21 protein-coding genes are annotated in these 22080 nt (G+C 39.8%); 13 read left to right on the top strand and 8 right to left on the bottom strand.

Features of this window, described 5'->3' with window-relative positions:
- Window positions 1-298: 298 nt before the first annotated feature.
- Entirely contained in the window at window positions 299-1057 is a 759-nt protein-coding gene (locus CK510_RS07985; protein ID WP_245911931.1) for a tyrosine-type recombinase/integrase, read from the bottom strand.
- Between the two features lie 606 nt (window positions 1058-1663).
- Here CK510_RS07985 and CK510_RS07980 point away from each other — a divergent pair.
- From CK510_RS07980 to CK510_RS07945, 8 genes are all read left to right on the top strand, one after another.
- Window positions 1664-1891: a hypothetical protein gene (locus tag CK510_RS07980; RefSeq protein ID WP_015173958.1), complete on the top strand. Its 228-nt coding sequence runs from the start codon at window positions 1664-1666 to the stop codon at window positions 1889-1891.
- Window positions 1888-2307 carry a type II toxin-antitoxin system VapC family toxin gene (locus tag CK510_RS07975; RefSeq protein WP_095721199.1) on the top strand — a complete coding sequence of 140 codons (420 nt, stop codon included), beginning with the start codon at window positions 1888-1890 and terminating at the stop codon, window positions 2305-2307. Before CK510_RS07980 ends, CK510_RS07975 begins: the two co-directional genes overlap by 4 nt.
- A gap of 212 nt (window positions 2308-2519) precedes the next feature.
- Entirely contained in the window at window positions 2520-3122 is a 603-nt protein-coding gene (locus CK510_RS07970; protein ID WP_095721198.1) for a coiled-coil domain-containing protein, read from the top strand.
- Window positions 3123-3135: 13 nt separating this feature from the next.
- Entirely contained in the window at window positions 3136-3324 is a 189-nt protein-coding gene (locus CK510_RS07965) for a hypothetical protein (RefSeq protein ID WP_095721202.1), read from the top strand.
- Window positions 3325-3465: 141 nt separating this feature from the next.
- Complete coding sequence (locus CK510_RS07960) at window positions 3466-3912, top strand: DUF6932 family protein (RefSeq protein ID WP_095721197.1); 447 nt, start codon at window positions 3466-3468, stop codon at window positions 3910-3912.
- Complete coding sequence (locus tag CK510_RS07955; RefSeq protein WP_095721196.1) at window positions 3909-4424, top strand: helix-turn-helix domain-containing protein; 516 nt, start codon at window positions 3909-3911, stop codon at window positions 4422-4424. The genes CK510_RS07960 and CK510_RS07955 overlap by 4 nt, the downstream gene beginning before the upstream one ends.
- Before the next feature lie 29 nt (window positions 4425-4453).
- Window positions 4454-5146 (top strand): hypothetical protein, encoded by a 693-nt coding sequence (locus tag CK510_RS07950; protein ID WP_095721195.1) that lies wholly within the window; start codon window positions 4454-4456, stop codon window positions 5144-5146.
- A 71-nt stretch (window positions 5147-5217) separates the two neighbouring features.
- Window positions 5218-5703: a hypothetical protein gene (locus tag CK510_RS07945; protein WP_095721194.1), complete on the top strand. Its 486-nt coding sequence runs from the start codon at window positions 5218-5220 to the stop codon at window positions 5701-5703.
- A gap of 39 nt (window positions 5704-5742) precedes the next feature.
- Here CK510_RS07945 and CK510_RS07940 read toward each other — a convergent pair whose 3' ends face one another.
- From CK510_RS07940 to CK510_RS07915, 6 genes are all read right to left on the bottom strand, one after another.
- The gene (locus tag CK510_RS07940; protein ID WP_095721193.1) at window positions 5743-6513 is read right to left on the bottom strand and encodes an Rpn family recombination-promoting nuclease/putative transposase; all 771 of its coding nucleotides are present in this window, start codon (window positions 6511-6513) and stop codon (window positions 5743-5745) included.
- A gap of 197 nt (window positions 6514-6710) precedes the next feature.
- Complete coding sequence (locus CK510_RS07935; RefSeq protein ID WP_095721192.1) at window positions 6711-8159, bottom strand: hypothetical protein; 1449 nt, start codon at window positions 8157-8159, stop codon at window positions 6711-6713.
- Entirely contained in the window at window positions 8156-8773 is a 618-nt protein-coding gene (locus tag CK510_RS07930; RefSeq protein ID WP_095721191.1) for a hypothetical protein, read from the bottom strand. Before CK510_RS07930 ends, CK510_RS07935 begins: the two co-directional genes overlap by 4 nt.
- A gap of 171 nt (window positions 8774-8944) precedes the next feature.
- Window positions 8945-9601 (bottom strand): hypothetical protein, encoded by a 657-nt coding sequence (locus CK510_RS07925; protein WP_095721190.1) that lies wholly within the window; start codon window positions 9599-9601, stop codon window positions 8945-8947.
- A 156-nt stretch (window positions 9602-9757) separates the two neighbouring features.
- Window positions 9758-10462, bottom strand: coding sequence for a hypothetical protein (locus CK510_RS07920; RefSeq protein WP_095721189.1), 705 nt, complete (start codon window positions 10460-10462; stop codon window positions 9758-9760).
- Window positions 10446-10931, bottom strand: a complete 486-nt coding sequence (locus tag CK510_RS07915) for a hypothetical protein (protein ID WP_095721188.1) — start codon at window positions 10929-10931, stop codon at window positions 10446-10448. Before CK510_RS07915 ends, CK510_RS07920 begins: the two co-directional genes overlap by 17 nt.
- A 598-nt stretch (window positions 10932-11529) precedes the next feature.
- Between CK510_RS07915 and CK510_RS07905 the strand changes: the two genes are divergently transcribed.
- From CK510_RS07905 to CK510_RS07880, 5 genes are all read left to right on the top strand, one after another.
- Window positions 11530-11712 (top strand): ribbon-helix-helix domain-containing protein, encoded by a 183-nt coding sequence (locus CK510_RS07905; RefSeq protein WP_095721186.1) that lies wholly within the window; start codon window positions 11530-11532, stop codon window positions 11710-11712.
- Between the two features lie 317 nt (window positions 11713-12029).
- Window positions 12030-12410 carry a hypothetical protein gene (locus tag CK510_RS07895; protein ID WP_095721184.1) on the top strand — a complete coding sequence of 127 codons (381 nt, stop codon included), beginning with the start codon at window positions 12030-12032 and terminating at the stop codon, window positions 12408-12410.
- A gap of 1256 nt (window positions 12411-13666) precedes the next feature.
- Complete coding sequence (locus CK510_RS07890) at window positions 13667-16939, top strand: DUF3854 domain-containing protein (protein ID WP_143289245.1); 3273 nt, start codon at window positions 13667-13669, stop codon at window positions 16937-16939.
- A 206-nt stretch (window positions 16940-17145) separates the two neighbouring features.
- Window positions 17146-19236 carry a hypothetical protein gene (locus tag CK510_RS07885; RefSeq protein WP_095721183.1) on the top strand — a complete coding sequence of 697 codons (2091 nt, stop codon included), beginning with the start codon at window positions 17146-17148 and terminating at the stop codon, window positions 19234-19236.
- Entirely contained in the window at window positions 19233-20993 is a 1761-nt protein-coding gene (locus CK510_RS07880; RefSeq protein ID WP_095721182.1) for a hypothetical protein, read from the top strand. Before CK510_RS07885 ends, CK510_RS07880 begins: the two co-directional genes overlap by 4 nt.
- Before the next feature lie 95 nt (window positions 20994-21088).
- Here CK510_RS07880 and CK510_RS07875 read toward each other — a convergent pair whose 3' ends face one another.
- Window positions 21089-21922, bottom strand: a complete 834-nt coding sequence (locus CK510_RS07875) for a hypothetical protein (protein WP_211293124.1) — start codon at window positions 21920-21922, stop codon at window positions 21089-21091.
- Window positions 21923-22080 lie beyond the last annotated feature (158 nt).

Genomic DNA, 22080 nt, shown 5'->3' with positions numbered 1-22080 from the left:
CCTTCAATTGGTACAGTTTTTCTTCCTGGTGATTAATTCCTTAACGTAACTTTCTGCACCACTGCTTATTTCACCCCGTTTACCACAAGAGGTAATTGAAGGTGCATTGCGTATTGGTATCGGCAAATTTACAACTCTCCAAGAAATTGAGCAGGCTGCATCCATCCTAAGCGAAGCCGTCAGCTTAACTCGTAAAGCTTTGTATTCTTCATATCGAATCGAATAGCGCTTTGGTCATGATTTTCAACTTCGTGGTCAGAAAATCAGACATTGAAGTAAAATCTACATCCCAATTACACTACGATTCCTTCTTCAACAACCCAGCCAGCATTTCCGACACCTGCCACTGGTCCTTGCGCCTGTTGTCATCATAAATCATCAAAGTCCTCACATCCGCATGGCGACTCACCTTCCGCGCCTTCCTAATATTGCCATCCGTCTCATCAAGTATGGTCGTAATCGCCGAATGCCTCACCCGATGGGGACTCATCATCTTCTTAATCCCCGCTTTCTCAAAAGCAGCACGCACAATCTTATAAATCCCATCCCCCGTCAACCGATGCCCCTCGTGGCGGAAATCCAACGCCGTAAACATCGGCGCATCATCCTTCATATCTCCCCGCGCTATCAACCACTGCGCTATCGCCCTTCCACTCTCCGCACTCAACTCAATAAACTCATCATTCGTACCCTGTCCCTTCCCCAAAATCCGCAACTGTCGCCCGTAAAAATCAAAATCCCCCACATTTAACTGGGAAATCTCTCCCCGACGCAGGGCATTACTCCACAACAACATAAAAATTGCGTAATTACGCTTACCCAACAACGTCTCCCTATCGAACACAACAGACACCTTGGCAATCTCCCGATAATCAACCCCCCGCGTATCCCGATAAGCCCGTACCTTTTCCCCCGACACATCCTCCAACGAATAATCGCACACTCCCAACTTCCGTCCCATCGCAGCCAACGACTTAATCGCCGCAAGTCTGCGGTTAATCGTCGCCTCCCGCAACCCACCAGAAATCAACAACGCCTTATACTTCAGGACAACCATCACCGCCTGTTCCCTCTGCAAATGCAGAAACTCCAGCACGCTATCCCGATTCGGCGTACATGCCGTCATCTTCAAAAAAAAGTCCTTAATATCCTTCTCATACGCCATTTTTGTATTCGGATTCCGCTTATCTGCCAACAACTGCGCCAGCACATCCGGGTCATCTCGCAACTCCGCCTCAAAATACCGAGTAATCGGCGCATCCAAACAAGCTTCCAACTCCGCCTTGACAATCTCCCCAAAAATTGGCTCACTAGGCATAAATACTCACGCACCCGCTCTCGATAATGTATGTTTCCGATAACAACTCTATATTATATACTTCGACGCAATACTCTTATTACATCCATTAATTAATCGCCATCAATACACGTATTTATAATGGTGTCAAGTATTAGTAGGTAGAAATCTTACACTCTTTAAATTTATTTTTATTAAGCTACAAAGTCACGATGCAATTATCTTGCTGAAATAGTCAATCTAACAATGCTTTCTCTCCCTGATTCTTGGTATTATGATAGCAATGCTATCAAGAAGATAGCGCGATTCATTTAGAGATTAAAATACAGTTAGCGTATAGTCGGATTTAGTGAGAGAAGAGATTCTATGATGAATTTACAAGAAATCATTAATTCTATTAACAGTTTGCCCACAGAGGAACGGGACTATTTATTTGAGTTTCTACGTAACAAAAAGGAGGAGTCTAGAGGGGATAATTTTTGGCAGGGATTACAAAAATTTAGAAAGGTAATCCAAAACGAGGGGATAATCTTTACTGATGAGGATTTTGCTGATTTACGAGATACTAGTGTGGGCAGAGAAATTGATTTATGAGCTTTAAATTCTTACTTGATACCAATATTCTCTCAGAGCCAGCACGTCCTATTCCTAATACCAATGTTTTACACAAACTAGATATTCATAAGTCCGAAGTTGTTGTTTCTAGTGTTGTTGTTCATGAACTTTTACATGGTTGTTTGCGGCTGCCAGAATCTAAGCGGCGAGAGTATCTTTGGAATTATATTCATGAATCGGTATTAAATTTACCAGTATTTGATTATGATTTAAAGGCGGCACAATGGCACGCTCAAGAAAGGGCTAGATTATCCCAGATTGGTAAAACTCCTGCTTTTGTAGATGGTCAAATTGCGAGTATTGCTTATAGTAATAATTTAATTTTGGTAACTAATAATGTTTCTGATTTTGAATTTTTTAATAATTTAATGGTTGAAAATTGGTTTCCGATTTAACTTTATGTGAAACTTTGCCACCGGGAAGAGCATCTCCCCGTGGCAAAGTTTCACGTTTCACGTGTATTCGCAGTCGTCTATTCATCTATATTCCCACTCTCTGTTAAGAACGATTAATCAAATCACCCTTTTTCTCCCTTATTTCTGATACGCTGATATCAATGCTATCTTAATTGATAGCGCGATTCATTGCTAGCAACTGCGATATCACTATGTCCGACGAGAACAAACCCAGCCAAATGTTGCGCGTACCCACTCCTTTAATTGATGCGGTGAGGGAATTATCTCGGTTACATCGACAGGGAAAAACTAGTGAGGTGCTTGCTGGTTTGGATGATTTGATATTTACTTTGGATGATGGCAGTGCTAGTTCTCAAAATGGAGTTTATCAAACCATATCGGAAATTTGTGAACGGTTGGATAATTTAGAATCCCAACTGTCGGGTTCCTTAAATAGCAATGAGGTTCCATCGACTAAAAGTCTCAATGATTTAGAGCAAAAAATTGATGCGATAAATAATCGGTTGACTCAATTTGCTGAGGCAATTATGCAGCTTCAAAGTAATATTAATAATCAGCCAAAGCGAAGTAAGTCGTACAACAGTAATTCCTATTATCAAGGGCAACCTGTTAAGTTTCAGCCGATTACAGAAGAAAGTTTGGCTTCCAGGTTGGGGGTAACTCCAGAAACTATTCGTAAGGAAAGGGAAAGTCAACCCGCACCACTTTTTTTTGCTTGGTCTAAGCGTAAGGATACTTCTGGTATTGGCTGGGAATTTAATGATAAAACAAATTTGTATCATCCAATTACTTGATAAAAATAAAACAATGAAGACCGACCAAGAAAGACAAGAATTAATTCAAGATATTATCGTACTGCTTTACCAAGCTTATGACAGCACTTTAGATGACATTCATGCGCTCTTAAAAAGAATCGATGATATGGAGGATGAAGAAGATTTACAAGCTATTCAAGAAGCTAGGGAAGATATACGTATTCACGGTACAGTGTCTTGATTACATGTCTATATAAGCGGCAATTAAAATTAAAATGTAGATATAAAATACTTTTATAAAACATATTATTATGACTTTTTTTATGACTTTTTTTTTACCCTGAATAGCGGATAATTAAAATATTTGTTATGGTGTGAATTAATGATTCCGGAATTTGACTCAAATGGCAATTTGCCACCAGGTGTGTATTTTTGCGAGTGGGAGGAGTTTAAGGAGCGATTTGGTAAAACTAGGCGGCGCGTGCTGTTAATGGCAGGATTAGAAATGGCAATGCAGGAATTAAAAGCAGCAGGTTGCAGAGTTATTTACATCAATGGTAGCTTTGTGACAAGTGAGCCAAACCCCGGCGATTTTGATGCTTGTTATGATGACGAAACTGTAGATATTGAAAATCTGAGAATTAATGCTCCTCGACTGTTAAATCATTATGACCGTGCTGGACAAAAAGCTAAATATAAAGGAGAAATTTTTCCATCCAATCAACCTGTAGGTAGTTATGGAGATAATTCTTTCAACTTTTTTCAGTGTGACAGACGGGGCAATAAAAAAGGCATTATCGCTATAGATTTAATGAGGTGGGAACCATGATTAAAGATGGATTAGAGTATCGAGTTAGTCAAGAATGGGTTATTAAGTTTAAACAATCGATCGCTGCTATGGATAATTCGTTCGAGTCAAAAATAAATGACTATGAGCGATGGCAACTAAACCGAAGCGCTTTACAATGTCATTTAGATAAATTAATCCAAGAAATTGCTGAATACGAAAAACTTATTAATTGTGATATTAGTCAACCAATTAAAATCAAAGTTAACAGTTTAAATGAACTGCCATTCGCTTTAATTAAAGCTAGGATTGCAGCCAAAATTAGTCTTGATGAACTTGCTTCGAGGTTGGGAATTGACATCGAACGAGTTGATGAGTATGAAAAAACTAATTACCAATGTGCTAGTTTTGCTGAAATCCTTGAAGTCAGTACAGTTTTGGGAGTGGAATTTGAAAGTGGGATGGTGCGGGTAGATTTTGAGGAAATAGAAAATGTGAAGCAAACTATCCTTAATTGGGATAGAAAAGGAGTTAATGTAACAGCTACAACGTAAACTTATAAACAAGAAAGATTTTATCGAAAATGGGACTAACAATTCATTATAAATTTAGTTTAAATAATGCAACTATTGCCCAGGCAAGGGAAAAAGTTGTCGCTTTACGCAATTTAGCTTTAAGACTTCCTTTTCAAAGTGTTGATGAATTGGTGGAAATTGAAGGGGATGCTTGTCATTTTGATAAAGATAATTTTGATGACCCCCATGCTTTTATTAAAATTCGAGCATTAAAGCCAATAGAAATTGCAATGAATGGTTTTTCTTGGGAAAATCCTACCTATATTATTGGTTTTAATTCGCTTCCGAGAGAAGGTTCTGAAACTCCTATTTTTGGTTTGGCTAGCCACTCGTCCATTAAAGATATTAATGATTGGTCATGGACGAGTTTCTGTAAAACCCAATATGCGAGTAATCCCGAATATGGGGGTTTGGAGAATTTTCTTAAGTGCCATTTGCTAATTGTGAAAATGCTCGATGCAGCTTGCGAGTTGGGGATTACTTGCGATGTTAGCGATGAAACTGGTTATTGGGAAAATCGCGATATTGAAGAACTTGCGAGAATTATCCGCCAACACAATGTTTTAATTGCGGCTTTGACGGGTAAAATCAAAGATGATTTAGCTGAAGAAGGTATTGTTTCCCAGTCTCCTATTTTTGATTATCCTGATTTTGAGTATTTGGAAGCTGAGGGTAAACAATTGCCTGATTTTAAGTCGTAAGTAATTCTTGTTTTCTTCGTCAAAGGTGTGCTTAATCGATGGCGATCGCTTTCTTTAAGGTCGGTAAAATAATGAAAGAACAGCAAAATTTAAATACATTATTTCCAGATAATCTAATCAGCCGTTCGGAAGCTGTGGAATTACTATTTGGTAAAGGTACCCTTGATAATAATGTACAAATTGAAGAAGAATCAGAGGTTGGAAATATTGGTGCTGGATTAGACTGGGGTAGTACGCAAGCTAAATTATTATTGAATCCTGGTTTATATTGGCGATTAAAGACGCTACGTATATCGCTTAACCGGGAAATCAGATTAACTATTAATAGTTGGGATTTGGGAATAGGGGCTAATGCTGCAAAACAGGTAGCGAGAAGTTGTATTAAAGAAAAGTTAGCATCGCCGTCGCCAGAAATAATTCCCCATCTTGAAGCTGTATTAAAACAAGATGATTTATACAATGAAGAATTTATTGGCGATCGCACAGCTTTACAATCCCTACTCGAACTACTTTTAACTGATTCTGATCAAGAAAAAATTGCCATCGCTGCGGCGTGAGTTCAGTACGCGAACAAATTATACATCGCGCTCATTTTTCTATTGGGGTGGATTTTCAGCAAGTTTTGTAACTTCCTCGACTGATAAATCAACTCCCTTCGCCACTTCGGAAATGCTGTAGCCCATATTAATTAGGCGTGCTGCCGTTTTTAATTTGGTTTGATGCTCCAAATCTTGGTAAATTCGTGTTTCTTCAATGTTCAGTCCCAGCATAGCCTCCACTTCCTCTCTACTTAAAGACGAAAATTTATAAACTGCAATAGTGGTAACAATATCTATTATTTTGTTTTTCGCTTCGGTGTCTGTTTCTTCTAATTGTACCCGCTCAATTAGTTGCTTTGCTTGCTTTGCTTGCTTTGAGGCGATTGTCAACTGCATCAAATTTATACCTATTGGCTGTTGTTCGGGAGTGCCTAACTCCTTTAAATAAATGCGCTGTACTTGGTCGCTGTTTAAAAATATTCGATGAGTTTTTTTATCAGTTGGTTCCAAACTGCGTGACGGGAAAATTACCACACAGTACCAATCATCGTATTTACCTTGATTCTGGTTCAAATACATCATTGATTCGGTAAAGAAACGATGATAGAGAGTTTCATCTTTCTGAAATTGAACTTCTGCGAAAAAAATGATTCTGGGTGTTGCACTTTCTGGGGGTAAAAAGACTCCATCGATGCGAAAAGCAGTTTCTTTTACCTCAATCGATTCAAATCGATAGTTCTGGGTTTGTTCGGGAGGTTCATCAACTAATTCAAAAAGTAACTCAGGAAAACGTTGAAAAATTTTGTAATATATAGAGTCTCTTCTCACGTTTTATTTCCTCGAATTTTGTTATTTATCATTGATTATCTCGTGAATGTATATATCTCAAATTATCATATTTGTGAATCATTTTGAATCATGTCCAGAGTTGTATTTATATTTTGATTAGTCACAAAATATTGTTTTTTTTTGTAAATTATCAACTTTTGACATTTTTGACAACATTAGACAAATTCGTCGATTTATTAATCAAACTTAATCGCCTTCCCATGAAAATGACCCCAAATAATCTCAGGACGAAACCATTTTGGTAACGATACTTGATGCTGCTCTAACTCGTTTCCATCATCATCCACAAGCCCCTCCAAAACACCTTTAAACAATGGTTGAGCTTGCGGATTAGTTTTTAAATTAAGTCGATAGGTCTGGGTTTTAATTGGCTCAGAAATGCTCTCACAACCACCTAAACAAGCTTGGGTGAGATTATGGGACAACAATATACAATGTTCGTTTCTCTTCCGGGGAGTAGCGATAACGAACGGAACTATATTTTTCGCGTTCTCAAATTTACCATTAGCATTGGTTAACTCATCCCAAATACTCACGATTGGTTTATCTTTGAGAGTGCGTACTTTCGACCTTTCAATCGCATCTAAATAAGCATTTTCATAATCTTCCCAATCAATACCAGTACCGTAAATTACAGGCTCCAGAGGTATCAAATATTTCCAGCTATCTTCCTTGTTCTGGTCAAAATCAATGTCGGCGATCGCTTGGATTTTAGCATCGATGAGAAAGTGTTTCAAAAGCGCTATACATGCTGCTGTATATGATTTATAGCTTCCGGCTTTTCCCCAGATAATAATAGGGGTGAAAGACTCCACTAAATACCACAACCACCCATCCTGATGCTGTTTCAGGGCATTTATTAGCTGGTTAGCTAATTCCTGAGTGCTGAGATTGGAGTTAGCATCGTCATCGTTATTACTATCTTTAGCACCGAGCATTTTATCTGATTCCTTATCAGCCTTATATTTATCTCTCAAATTCTCAGAGATTTTCTTATCCATTTCGGCATCAGCTAAGTTAAATTGTTTGAGGGTAGAAGTATGGGTTTTATCCTGGAGTTCTTGCTGTCTTCTCAGCTTATCTTGCATTCCTTCAACAGAAATAAAACCGACTTTTACACGCTGTTTATCCCAATTATTTCTGATTGACTGGGATTTAAAATCAATTTCTTCCCTTGTAAATGTACCAGTTAGGGAAACTTGGATTTTAAAGTCTTGCAATAATTGATAAAAATAGGTTTCTTCATCTTCACATTTCTTAGCCCAAGATAAGTAAGCAATTCCCATTGAAACGGGTGCAACTAAAAACCACATTACGCCCGATTGGATAGCGGGGATATCGCGACTTAAAAAGCTCGATTCTGGGAGTGGTTTGGATGCTTGAAATTGCTGATTATCCCAAACTTCCTTGAGTAGTTTATATTCAAACTGGCAATATTTGCTATCTAGTTTCTGTTGGGCTTTACTTGCATGTGCGTAGTTGAGATTATTGGTATTATTATTAGCTGTTTTGGGACAAAATTTTACCCCAATTAAATTAAATGGTCGTGAAGATTGCCCTAAATAGAATGTACTAGATAGGGCGATAGTTACACCTAATACCGCAAATCCAGCTAATTTTTTCATCTCCTATTTAGACAAGATATGGTATACACTCCAGCAACGAAGGATATTCCGATAATTACAATCAGTTTATTTTGTTCGTCGTCGGGTAATTTATTAAATTTTTCTACGGTTGTTTGTAGGGTATTGTAAGTTTGTTGGGAACTATTAACCATTTGGATAAAATCACCAATCGCACCCCATAAAACTACAATTGAAACTATCGTAGATAAACCGAATTTGATTAACCTACCCATACCGTCTATTTCCCATTGGTCGTCTTTTTTATCAACTCGAAAGTTATCGAAACAATCGCGATTAGTTATTTGATTAATTAAAAATGCGCTAGCGATGGCTAAAGTTAAACCCTGTGTACCGCTAGTCAGAATTAAGAATCGGGCTAGGGAATAAGATGTAATACCCCAAAAGCTGACTTCTAAACCTTTGAGAATGCTACGATTTTTATTAATCTTTTTTTGATGATTGGCTTTAAATTCGGAGATAATTTCTGTTTCATCTGGGGTAAAAGATGAATCTTCGCTGCGGGGATAATTTCCTCGTTCGTCTTCGTCCAAAGTTTGTCGGAAAGATTCTCTTCCTGACAATTTCTCGCTTACAGATTCTAAATCCTGTAACATAACTGGTATATTTAGTAATTACTCTTTCTGTTTTCGGCATAAGTAGTTGGACACAATTAATTACACAAAATTTGGGCTGAATTTCTTGCCATCAAAGAAATCAAAAAATCAGTATTGTAATTAATTCTGTCTGGTTACTTATCCCCCTGCAAATACCTGGGGGTATTTAATTCATCTAAATATTTCTCGAATATTGTTCCAGAATTTAACGACTGGATTGGTTGAAAAATGCTTTTTAGGAATCAGGCTATTGTCACTATCTGAGCCATTTTCAAGTAGATGTTTTATCTTTTTATCTTCGTAATCTCGGTTAGCCTGTATTTGTGCTAAGAAGGGCTTATTCGAGATAGATTCGAGATTCACTTTGGTGTTGACTGTTGCCATTTGAGTATCTATCCATGCCTGTAATTCGATGACATCCATTGCATCGTCGTGACGTTGATATTCTTTGTCTAAATCGGCAAATAGTTTAGTTTGATATTCCTCAATTAAGTGATTGTAACGGTTGTTCTCTAGGGAAACATCACCTCCAGCTTTATCAATTTTGGCTGCTTCCCGTCCTCCAGTTTTATAAATGTCTGCCAGTGCTTCGTTATAATCACCGATTCCTTCGATATAGGATTTGAGGTTTTCTCTGATAAGGGGCATTGCTGAAATTAATCTTTCTCCCGTTTTACCCATATCTCCTATCTGTTTGAGGGCTTTTTCATCGCCGTTAACGGCACGAATTATTAGGGAATTGTTGATACCGAATTTTTTATTGGTGGCTTTAGTGATTTGTTTACCGTAGCCAGAAACATGGTCACGAATGTATTGAGATTTTTTCATTATTAATTATCCTCGCAATGTTCAATGCAGATGTATCCTTGTTTGATTAATAATTGTTCTCTCTGTCTTGGTGTAGGCGGTCTGAATGACCATAAATACTGGATTATTAAGGGCAATAAGCACAACCCAATTCCAATTAATTGAATTCTAGTTTGGCTAAACTTTGAATGCTTCTGCAATCTGTCTGGATAATTCCTGGCGTTTTGCTGCTCCTTGTCGAAAAAAGTGATTTAATTCCCGAAATTCGCCAACTAATGTTTGATTTAATTGCCGTCTGTGTCCCTCAATTTGCTTCCGAGCATCTTTAATCTTTTGTTCTAATCGGTTGCTGCGGTTTTCTGCGTAATTAATAATGGTATCGATAGCATCTTCTACAAATGTTTCGTAGTCGAGAAAATTGTCTTTGATGTTGGTTGCTAGTTCTTGGACTTCTACCTCTGATAGTTCGATGCCTAATGCAACCGATTGGGATGCAATTAAATCGTATTTATTTTCGTCAGAAATAATGAGGTTGGATTCGTCTGCTGGTTCTAAATCAAGTTCATTGTTAGCTTCTGAGATTCCTGGTATGTCAGTATTTTTCTCATCTATCAGACTATTGTTCTGTATAGTTTCGGGTTGATTAGTAGGTGTCTGCTGTGAGATATCTATCTCACTTTCGGGTTGATTATTTTTGACTAAATCTGCTGTTTCTGGTGATTGAAAATAGCTAATGACTTCTGCGACAATGGCTGATTTATTGGCTAAAATATCGTCACCGTCTGGGCATATTTGATTGATTGCGTTTTTTATCTGTTGAGAAGTTGGTATATATCCCAGTTTCTTCACAGATTTGCGAATATTTTCAATGTGGTTTTTCATTGGGACTCCTTGTTTTATTTCGGGACAATTTCACAGCAGATTTTTTGGCTGCATAAACGTATGCTGATGCAAATACGGGGATTAACTCCTCGGCTTGGTAGTTTCTGTTTTTATCAAAGTATTTTCCATTAATTGCACTAACGTGGGTTTGGAACCACCTAAGAATCGTCGTTCGATGTGCTTTATTTTGGCTGGCTTTCTGCAATTCTCTATAGGCTAATTCTCCTGTAATTAATAGTCGTTTTTTAGCTATTTCTTGAGCTTGTTTTTGGCAAAAGATTAAATCTTTTAGCGATAGTTTGGTGTACTGCTTTTTCTGCTTGATTTCAGCAAGAAACCGCAAATTATCTGTTGATAGCTCCAATTCGCATTCCCGTAGGATTCTCTTTAATCTGTACCACGCACTATCAGAAATTAACCTTTCATAGTGAATCTCAAAATATTTTTTTGCATCGCAATTACTCAACATTGGGACTTCCAACTAGTATCAAAATTGATTTTCTCTGCACGTCAAACGCACTGTCTCTATTTCGCTCAATTATTCCGCACTAGCAACCACAACCACGGTACATCAATCCTTTTGGGCTTCTATATTTGCTTGCAACCCATAAAGCTGAACATAGAACTGGGATAAGTAAGGGCTGAAATGGATGCTTTCAAGCTGGTAAAAAAATGCAACTTTCAAGCAAATGCTTGTCTTGTAAGACTTGTAATTTTTACTGTCGCGCAGACATTCCTTGCACTCTCCTTAATAATTTTTCACATTACTAGCTACGACCAGCTTGAAATCGGCTGCAACGGAGTTACAGCCTGGATTTTAGGTGGCTAGTCAAACTGTGCAGGGAGAAGTTTCCTCCTGCAAAATCTGATATCAAAAACCTGTGATTGATAGCCTCAACGTCACTTTCTAGCTTCTGTTGCCTTTGTTGGGTGTCGTTTTGTTGGCTGCTAGTGATATTATATCAGAAAGCTTCGGAAGCTATCATCAAAAGTAGAATTGCTTCAGAAATACAACTATATAAATAGCTTCTGATGTTTACTGGAAATATCCAACCTATTCAGAAGCTATGGGAGTTACTAAAAAAGCCAAAATTACTTTTACTTGTAGTGATGAGTTAAAGGAGGAACTTCAAAAATGGGCAAATCGTGAAAATCGAACGCTATCTAACTTGATAGAAACAATGGCGGAGAAAGCGGTTACTAACGAAAAAGTAAAGTCACAATCACACGATAAAGATAATAGGGGATGAATATCAATATCTAGAGGAGTGGGCGAAAGAAGAATTTTTAAGCCCAACCCACCTAGCAAAAATCATCATCAAACGTGCGATCGCTAACAAAAAGAAAGAGAAAGCAGCTAATTCGAGGGAGGTATGACCGAAAACAAGCAGCCCCAGGAAGAAAACATTTCCCGACATGCAGTAACCGAGCGGTGGAGGTGTTATGCAATAGAACAGAAATATCGATGGAAGCTGTTGCGAATAGAGCCGACTGGGGACAAAACACTAAAATGGCTCTGCGTTTTCGAGGGAGAAACAGAATTTCCAAATTACTTGGAGGAAAACCAATGAGAAAATACATTATCTTTCGTGCGGATTGGAGAGAGGAAGAAGGAGCCGAAAACAGGTTATTAGCCCACACGGGGGCAGTTACCGATATCCTTGCCGAGCATTTTGATTCATCGGAACAACCAATTCCCCAACCGGGTTACAGGTTGCGGGAGTATCACAGGGTTGAACCATTTGCCTCGAAGCAGTTCCAAAATGCTAGCACCCACAGTCGGGTTGGGGATTGGGAGGTAGTTAGGGTTGAAGAATATAGCACCAACAGCGCAAATGCGGAATTTGGGGCAATTATCGTTTGCTACTGCCGATATTCTCCCGTTAGTACCCCACTGGAGCCGTTACCCCAAATTCAATCCACCCAGCAATTGCAAGAGACACATTAAATCTGCTAGCTAATGGTTGTTTGTTCGATGAATAAGTCAGTCACAATCTTAATCGCATTACAGTGGCTTAATTTTGACTATCAATTTAGCAATATTCCTAATATCAATATGAGGCTAAATATGAAATAAACACACGGAGCTAAAATTCAGATGAGATGTTCAAGCTAACAGGAATAATTGCTCTAAATGCAATAAATATAAATATTTTTGCTATCCGCGCAATTGTGTATATTACACTTTTATTTTTATTAGCTGGTTAATGTCTAAAAATATCCAACATGACCTAAAAAGACCCAAAATTAACAAAAGTTAACGATTGTCACTTTTGGAAAAAACTAATTTTTGGCACTAAATTGCTCTTTTTTATCGGAAACTAAGGGCTAACTTTCGTATGGTTATTAACTGGAAAATCTCGAACTGGAGAGAAAGTATCAACAAGCACTCACAATAATTACTAACTATACTGAATTTAAAAAAAAAATTAGATTACATGGATCGATATGTGTGGATTTGTATTAGAATCTGGAGTGAATACAAACTTCATTGATTGCGATATTTAAGAGTTTTTGTCACACCTAATTCGCTCTTCGATGATGTATTGTGTTTTGTTTGTCCACCCTGGCTTTTAGCGTTTACCCGAAAGAGTGCGTGTGATTATTATGCGCTCTTAAACTCGGAGTTAAATGCAATTAACAGTGATCAACAATAGTTTAGTTAAAAGCGAAGCGAGCTTTTACATTTATTTACATCGATTCAGGAGGTGATTGTTACGGTTGCTCGAAGTCCATATTAAAAATGCCGCCCGTGGAGAGCGACATTCTGGTTGGATTAAAGCATCCAAAAGCTGTAATTAATTTACTTTTCTCAATCGAAACCGAGATAGGACGAGAGAGAAATAGAAACATAAATAGAATCGGATTGGAGCGGAGCAGAGCTACTCTCGATTAACCTAACAGTGCGAAGACTTGGCGGTTTGACCACTGAAAGGCTACTCAATTGAGAGAAGAAGCTGTGCGCCTATAGGCATTATCTTAGCATGTCGTACCAATTTTCTATAACTTTTGACAGAGTTTTATATAAATTTTTGGTGAGTTGACCAAAACAATTGGCAATATCCTGCGCTTTCATTGGGAACTGACACACTTTCAATACCCACCAAACAGGAAATAAAACTCAGATAAAGCAAGGATTTTAGGCAAGCTAAAGGCGCACACTCCCTCCAAAGAACGCCACAACAAATATGAGGGAGAATCACTATGTACGAATTGTCATCTACTAATCATCATCAGAACGCCGTAGAAACTGCCTACCAAGAAGAAGTAAATAATTCTAATTATCAGGCAGACGCAGTAATAAATAGTAGCGAGAAGCCGAAAAATGGGGTTCACCAAGGCTTTGACCCTCAACCCCAAGCCGACCCAGCAACAAATCTTAACGATAAACCAAAATCGCGGTTAAACGACAAACACTACTTTGAATGCGTAACCAAGCGAGGGCTAAATCCCGAATGGATAGAGCTTAACTGTCGATCGATGACTGTCAAAGAGGCGAGCGATCGCCTGGGGTATCCAGCAAAATCAGAGGGAATTTGGTTAGAAGGGGTTAACGGGTTCGGACAATTCCGCCCCAACAAACCCTGGAAGAAATTAGAAGCAAGCGCTACGGATAGCACAGAAAACGAGAAAAAAGCCCCCAAATACCGGACAGCGACGGGGGAGGAATACGACGCAATGCTGCCACGCCATCCCCACAACCCCCGCTATTGGGAAGATTTAGTCGCGCTGCAAGAATTGTGCTGGAAAATTGACGGACACCCCTGTTTGGGTATTACCGAAGGGATGTTAAAGGCAATATCCGCCTGTGCCAACGATATTCCCTGCGTGGCACTAGCCGGAGTAGAAATGGGATTAACCCCAGCCAAAGATGACCCCCAGGGCAAACGTTACCTGGTGGAAACCCTGGAAAAGTTAGCCCATGCCGGGTTTGGATTTATTATTATTTTCGACGCGGATGCGGCAATCAAGGAAGGAGTTATCCAAGCCCAGAGGAAATTAGCCTCACAATTGGTTAAGTTTAAAGTACCCGTGTATATTGCCACGGGACTATGGAGCGAAGACCAGGGAAAAGGCATGGACGATTACATCGAAAACAACGGGATCGACAAATTTAAGCGGGAGATAATGGGTAAAATTATCGACCTGGGGGCTTGGGAAAAACAATTCCAAAAACACGATGGTAAAGACAAGCAACTTACCCAGACCGGGTTTGCCCGCCACATAGCCGATAAATATGGAGAAAGGTTGGCTTGGAACGTCCCCGCCAAAGCTTGGTATTGGTACGAGGTAGAGCGCGTCCGACGGAAAGAAGATTATTCCCCTGAAGATTCATCGAAAACTGGCAATAAAAAAAATTCCCAGAATGCTAACAACGGGGATAATTCCCCAAAAATTAACAATAGAAAAAACACCCCAAAAACAAGCAATAGAGATACTTCCCCAAAAATTATCAATAGCGGAGATATCATCTCCTTGGATGGGGTGGAATTAGAAAAAGAAACGGGGGTGTGGAGCGAGATTAGCCACGAACTTGCTTTCGACATGGTTGTCAGGGAGTTACAACTCGAAAACCACGAAGTAACAGCCTATTTTGTCAACGGCGTACTCACCATCCTCAAAGCGAGATTGCACGTCGATTACTGGGATGTAATACCGGGATGGGTATGCTTAGAAGATTGCATCGTCAACATCCGTACCCTGAAAACCAGGGAACACCATCCCGGTTATCGCTTTCTCTCCCGTCTACCTTTTAAATGGAGCGATCGCGAAGTTGGTTGCGAACCCATCAAGCAATGGTTACTGGAAACCTGCGGCAACAATAGCGAATGGTTGGAGGTAATTCGGGCGGCGATGAATGCCACGATTACCGAACGCGGTGGCGAATTGCAGCGTTACACGGAACTAATCGGAGCCGGGGGTACAGGCAAAGGTACGATTTTGCGGTTGGTGCAAATGTTATTGGGCAAAGACAACTACGCCGTCACCACCCTCAAGGAAGTGGAACAAAATCGGTTCGAGTCGGCTAAATTCTACGGCAAGAAAGCCATTTTTATCACGGACTCGGAGCGTTACGCCGGGGATGTGAGCCGATTAAAGGCACTTACGGGTAACGACGAAATCCCGATTGAGAAAAAGGGCGTACAGCAAACTGGCAGCTACAAATTCTTGGGGCTGGTGTGGGTTGCAGCCAACGAAGCTATGCAAAGCAGCGATTATACCAATGGATTATCCCGTCGTCGCCTTTCCATGAGCTTCGAGCGGGTGATTTCCCCCCACCAACGGCGGGACATGATGGACGAATTTAGACCCTACTTGCCAGGTTTATTGTTCTGGGTGCTGTCGATGGAAGCAAGCGAAGTCGCCGATTACGTCCGCAATACAACTAATCGGGTTCCCTCCTTGGGAGCATTTAGCACCGAAGTTTTGCTGGAAACCAACCCCCTCGCCAACTGGGCTGACCAATGTCTGTATTACGATCCCAATATGGAAACCAAAGTCGGCGATGCCACGGGAGATGCAAGTTACTGCCTCTACGCCAACTACGCCCAATGGGCAAGTGCTAACGGGCAGGGGACGATGACAACCCAGCGTTTCTCCAGCAATTTAATTAATTTGCTCAAAACCCAATTGGGAATTGATGCTAGCAAACGCAGAACCAATAAGGGACGGTTTATTACCTGCGTCGGTATACGAGCGCCAGGTCACAATTTCCCCCTACTTATTTCTGGAGAAAGTAATCAGCCAACCCAGTCTACCGTGGGTAGCTCCCTCGCACAAAGGCAAGAAGCCGCTCCACAATGGAGTTCTCCCCCTGGAGTGACCAGCTCACCACCGGGTTGTGACGACTTGGTGACAACTAGGGTGACGACTGAAATGACGACTGAAAGTATTGGTAGTTATGATTCTCAACAAAGTGACGACCTTTTTAATAGCTCTAAGGGACATCAATCAACAACCAATACTACTTGCTTCGATAATAAAGAAGAAATTGAAGCTGGTACAAGTTGTCATTTTGACTCAACACCTTCACCTGTAGCCGATTCAGGTCGTCATGAAGGTGACATGGTGTCGCCACAAAATCAGTCGCAAGTCGTCACAAATCAACCTGAAAACGCGATTGCAAACAACACACAAAACCCTGAAACCATTACCAATGAAGAAACTCAATCGATTAGCCAACAAATCTTTGCCAATTGGAATAATATGCTCGTACTAGGTCAATTGATATTAGCGATCGCGGACACCGAGATATTATTTGAAGCCGTCCGCAACTTGACGAACGACCAAATCAAACATATTAAAGATGCTGCAAAACAAGCTTGGAAACCAGGTTGTAGTTCTTATGGTGAATATTGTGGCGAAAAAGTTGAATTAATGGAATTTGGCAACAACCGCAATTGGAAGGTACGTTCCGCCAACGGTAGTCTTATGCCCGCAGCACGAGGTAATGTCCGTCCCTGGCTGGGGATTTAATTGACTGCGTGGCTAACACTACTACCTAAACCCAATAAGGAGGAACTATAGAATTATATGAACTTTAATTTGTGACAAAAACCTATGCATACTATAACTGGAGGAATTAAGGAGTAAAAATATAGACTTTTTGTACTACACTTAAAAAGATTATCATACAGAATAACTAGTAGTATTTAATACTTTTATAAACTGTAGTACATTAAATGGTTGACTTAACTCTATACTGGCAACAAATCCAACAAAATCATGCAGGTGTACACGTAGCCTTACAGTGGGTAGCTGCGGTAATCTATGAACAAACTGAACAAACTGTAGCAATCTCGGAAGTTGATAAAGTTAAGTTGAGTGAGGCACTTGAGCTTGGATTTCTCACAAGCGAAGATGGTAAAGTAGGTTTTTCTAAATCAGAGGTAAGACAAGACTACTTAGTTCGTCATGCTGTGGATTTAGCGCTCGCGGTTTGGAATGAAATTGAAGATTTTGTTAATGTCTTTTATGACATATACAGACATAATATCCGTATAAATTTTGGCAGCAAAGTTGGACTTTTTGTATTACTTGTACTTAAACAAGAGTATAACAAAGACATAGTAAGTCATGTAACTAAAGTATTTAAACAAGAGAATACGAAAACTGAACGATGTAGAGTAAGAGGAACGCTTTACGAGCTATTTTGTGAGGCTCTCCCAGAACTCGATCTTAAATTAGAAACTCTAGTTGATGCGTTAGAACTTATATCTCAAACTAGTGCTGAATATAAAATTTACTCGGTTGTGGAAAACTTAGCTGCTCGTTCTCAAGAGAATGCTGATTTTCTTTACAGCCAGTTTGTAGCACGTTTTGAGTCACCGATTGTTGGACAAGCTTACCATGCCCTTCTCAAGTTTGCTAATTTTAACTTCAAAATAGCTCATTCCCGTGCGCTTATCTTGACGCAATCCGAAGTTCCAGTACTTTGTCGGATGGGTATCGCCGCACTTGGTGAGTTTAAGTACGGTAATGATAAGCAGTCTGTATTACTACAAAATACTTTAGATAGATTTAATTACTTGAAAACTACATTTAATCCTGATATTGAGCTTGTGTTGCTTAGAGCTTACGGTAATTTAGCTCCCATATCAAATGAAGCTGCAACAATTTTAATCGAATTTGCATCATCCAAAGACCCTGCTGTTCAGAAGCAGGTAGCTAGTATTTTGTTTCTAAAACATAACGAACTATACAACCATTATTGGCAAAAAGAAGCACTTTTGAACTTGGTGCAGGTGATTTTATTTCCATCGGAATTATTACAAACCTTAGATTTTTGTATAGAGTTTTATGCAAAAAACGACTTAGCATTCGCATTTCAAGTAATTGAGTCAATAGCTTTGTGTTGGGACTATAGCAGGACATCTCGTGATGCAACACTACCAAAAATGTTAAATAGCACTTTTATGGAGCTATTTAACAACCATATCGACGCATTGAACGCAGCAATTACTCACTGGTTTGCATCTTCATATTCGTCATTACATATTGCTGGAAGTAATGTGATTGATTACTTTTATTCAATTACGCTGGGGGAAAGTCGAGAAGAAGTACAAGAAGTTAGTAGCAAAAAAACATCGAGAAATAGAGTATTTTTACTAAACAAGAAAGTACTAGATACCCTAGACGAACAAACATTAGTTTGGGTTTTATATCGGCTTGCAGGTTATATAACAACAGATGCACATTCTCTTGCAGCTATGTTACTGTCGGCAATCAAGCGTGAACCACCTTCGCCCGATATTGCTAGGTTAATTGTGAACTTATTAAGCGAATATGTACTTTACAACTATCCGCGTGAGGCTGGTGATTACTTGAAATCTAGAATGGAAGATTCGGATGTCACCGCAGAAGAACAAAATGTCATTCGAGAGGCGCTGAGTTGTTCTGATGCTTATTTTGAAGCGCGGGAAAAACTCCCCCGTCTAAAAGAACTTGAACCACCCTCACAGCGAACATACCTTTTGCGATTAGCCAAGTGGAAGCAGCAAAACGCAATGATGGAAGAAGCAGAGAGATATTCTGTGTTTGCCAATATATGTTCTAAAGTCAGTCTCAAGTATGGTCGTTCCTATTTTTATGAGCGAGATGGGAATTTTACAGAACCCTCTAAGCTTGCTAGTTTTTCTTTTGAGTGCGAGTTGCCGCAAGGTGAATTTATTGACCCTATTGGGCAAGATTATCTGCGAAGGCAATGGCGAAATGCGGGGTTACACAAAACGAAAAACGTAACGGATGAAACTGCTGGGGAGGTTAATGTATGAAGCTGGTTATCCGCGAGTATCTTAGTATGCTCAAAGAGTCGGGGGAAATAGATGCCCTGCTCCCTGACCTTCTTTTGGCGATGGGAATTGATTTATTAAGTCGTCCAGCTATTGGTTCGCGCCAATTTGGTGTAGATATTCCTGCTGTCGGTATTGATCCTAAAGATAATAGACAGAAGTTATTTTTACTGACTGTAAAAAAGGGAGATATTAATCGAAATAGCTGGAATGGGGATAAAAATGCCGTGCGTCAGTCGCTTGATGAAATACTTGATTCATACCTACGTAATCGCGTTCGACCAGAACATGAGGCATTACCAAAGAAAATAATCCTCGCAACTGGGGGCGAATTAAAGCAAGATGTTGAACCAGATTGGGTAAACTATGTTCATCGGCACGCTGGTTCAGACCCGAAATATGGCGAGGTTGAGTTTGATTTTTGGGGCGCGGACCAATTAACTTTACTTATCGAACAGTATCTTCTCGACGAATATCTATTTCCAGAGTCAGTTCAAAAATATTTACGTAAAACAATTGCGCTTGCCGACCAAAACGAAGATGAACCGCGCTATTTCTATAAGTTAATTGAAGAAATTTTATTTCAAGGGAATCTAACAAAAGACAAAAGTAAAAGTGCAGAGCGCAAGCGTCAGAAAGCTCTCTGCTTGCTTGATTTGAGTCTTAACATCGTTTTTTATTGGTGTCAAGAAGCTGATAATCTCAAACCTGCGCTACTTTGTGCCGAACGCACAGTTTTGCTTACTTGGGATTGGATGCGTCAAAATGAGCTTTTTAATTGCAAGACAACGAACGAAAAGTTTCACCATCTATTATCAACTTACCTCAAAGTCAGTAGTGCATATGCGTCCAAGCTCCAGCCACACTGTTTTGTTAAAGATGGTTTATTTGGTTATGGTGCTGATGAACTGGAGTACCCTCTTCGTACCTTTGAGGTTATTGGCATTCTTGGCACGTTAGGTATGGTGTTTATAAACTTACTTGCTATTACGGATAATGAAGGGCTTCGTGAGAGTTACTCTAAGCAAATGCGAGCAGTAGGAGAAATGCTCGCAGCTTTGGTTGCAAATAATCCTTCTGCATTTGTTCCTTTGCATGACTTTCATTCGATTGATATTAACCTGGGACTACTTACGCTTGCTAGTGCCGGATGCACAAATGTAGCTGCTCATTGGGTTACAGAACTAGGCTCTCGTATATTTCTTGCTTACAAAACCGGTAAATATTTTCCCATTGCTTCCGATAGATATGATGACCTTATTGCGATAGAAGTTGGACAAGCTCCACCAAAAGAGAAGCTGATGGAAGTTTCTACGCTTTTACCTACACTTGCTGGCTGGTTTGCAGTTTTAAATCTCGCTGATGAGTATAAGCCTTTCCAAGAAGCTATCACTAAAACCTTTGCAACAACAAATTTTCAGTTTTGGTTTCCTGATGAAGAAACAGATAAATATTTGTATAAAACCAACGCAGGATACGAAAGTGGAACAACTTTGTCTTCAATTCAATTACCAAAGACATTGGATGACTTTAAAACTTACATTTTCCGGCTTCATGAAAAGCAGGAAGAAGTGTTTAGTAACCTCTCGTGCGTTAATGGTGGATGGTTTGTACTAGGACTCATTGCTAGCCGTCACTTCCGAACACCTATTATTCCTGGGTATTGGCAAAATTATGTTTGCGAGCAAGATATTAACGAAGAACAAATTCCTGAAGAACAATCACATAATTTAGAATAAAAATTGGACATCTATGACAAGTTGGCTGTTAAGTTTGTTGATTTTTTAAATCAGCTAGTAACATAGCTATCATCAATTTAATAATAATTTTTGTCTTAAAGTTCAAGCTCACTTTGCTTTTTCTCTTGCCGCAGTTGTTTTCGCTCCTCCTGCCGTAGCTCAAAATTTGCCCTCACCATCAACTCTTTAACCTCAGTTTGGGTACGCTTGATCGGGCTGGCATTGATAATTTCCTTAATTTCTGACAACGGTTTTTTCAATTGCAACAACCGTTTGGCAATAAGATAATCCCGCTTCTCCCCATCAAATTGCTCTAGTTTTGAACAAATTTGTTGATATACAGCTTGCCACTGCTGATTTTGTGTGGTTTCGTCCTTCTCCCCATTCTTTGCGCTAGCATTAGCGGCAGCGACTCCCGCAGGGAGTATCGCAAACCTATCACTCTGCTCAAACCCAGTTGCAGCACCATAATTTACCGGATTCAACAGCAATTGTTTAATCGCCATATCATCCCGTTGTGGTTGGTAACTGACACCCTTGTGTTTCTGCAAACCTGGGAAAGTATAGGCAGCACCCAAATGGGAACCACTAAAAGCCTGTCCCAAAAAACTATAACTAATCCCCTTCGACTTGCCGTTGCGGGTAAAACCGTGGCGAACCTCTACCCCTTCCCCCTGCAATCGCTCGATTAACCTTGGCATCGTCAGATGGTCATTTGTGAAATCATGCTCTTTCAAAGCCGTGACACGATGGTCGCAGACCGGGCAAAGCCCATCGATAATTTTCTGCAACTGCATCTTAACTGGCAGTTCTGGGGAATTATCCCTCAACCCCAAATCGTACTCCCCTTGTTCCCGCTCGATTCTGCGGTGTTGTCCCGTGGTTGCGGTGCGCTCTAATTTCTCGTGACTCCCCCGAACTGGTTGCAAATTGTAATCCCGTTCCAACTGCCGAACAATTACCTCGCTGCGCTTGTAATCCCAACCGTCGTGTACGCACCTGCCATCATCGGGGTGAAATAAGCAGTGGTGCAGAAAGTTACGTTAAGGAATTAATCACCAGGAAGAAAAACTGTACCAATTGAAGG

This window comes from Brunnivagina elsteri CCALA 953 (genome assembly GCF_002289455.1).
Taxonomy (GTDB): domain Bacteria; phylum Cyanobacteriota; class Cyanobacteriia; order Cyanobacteriales; family Nostocaceae; genus Brunnivagina; species Brunnivagina elsteri.
This window is presented reverse-complemented; position numbering and strand designations above follow the sequence as displayed.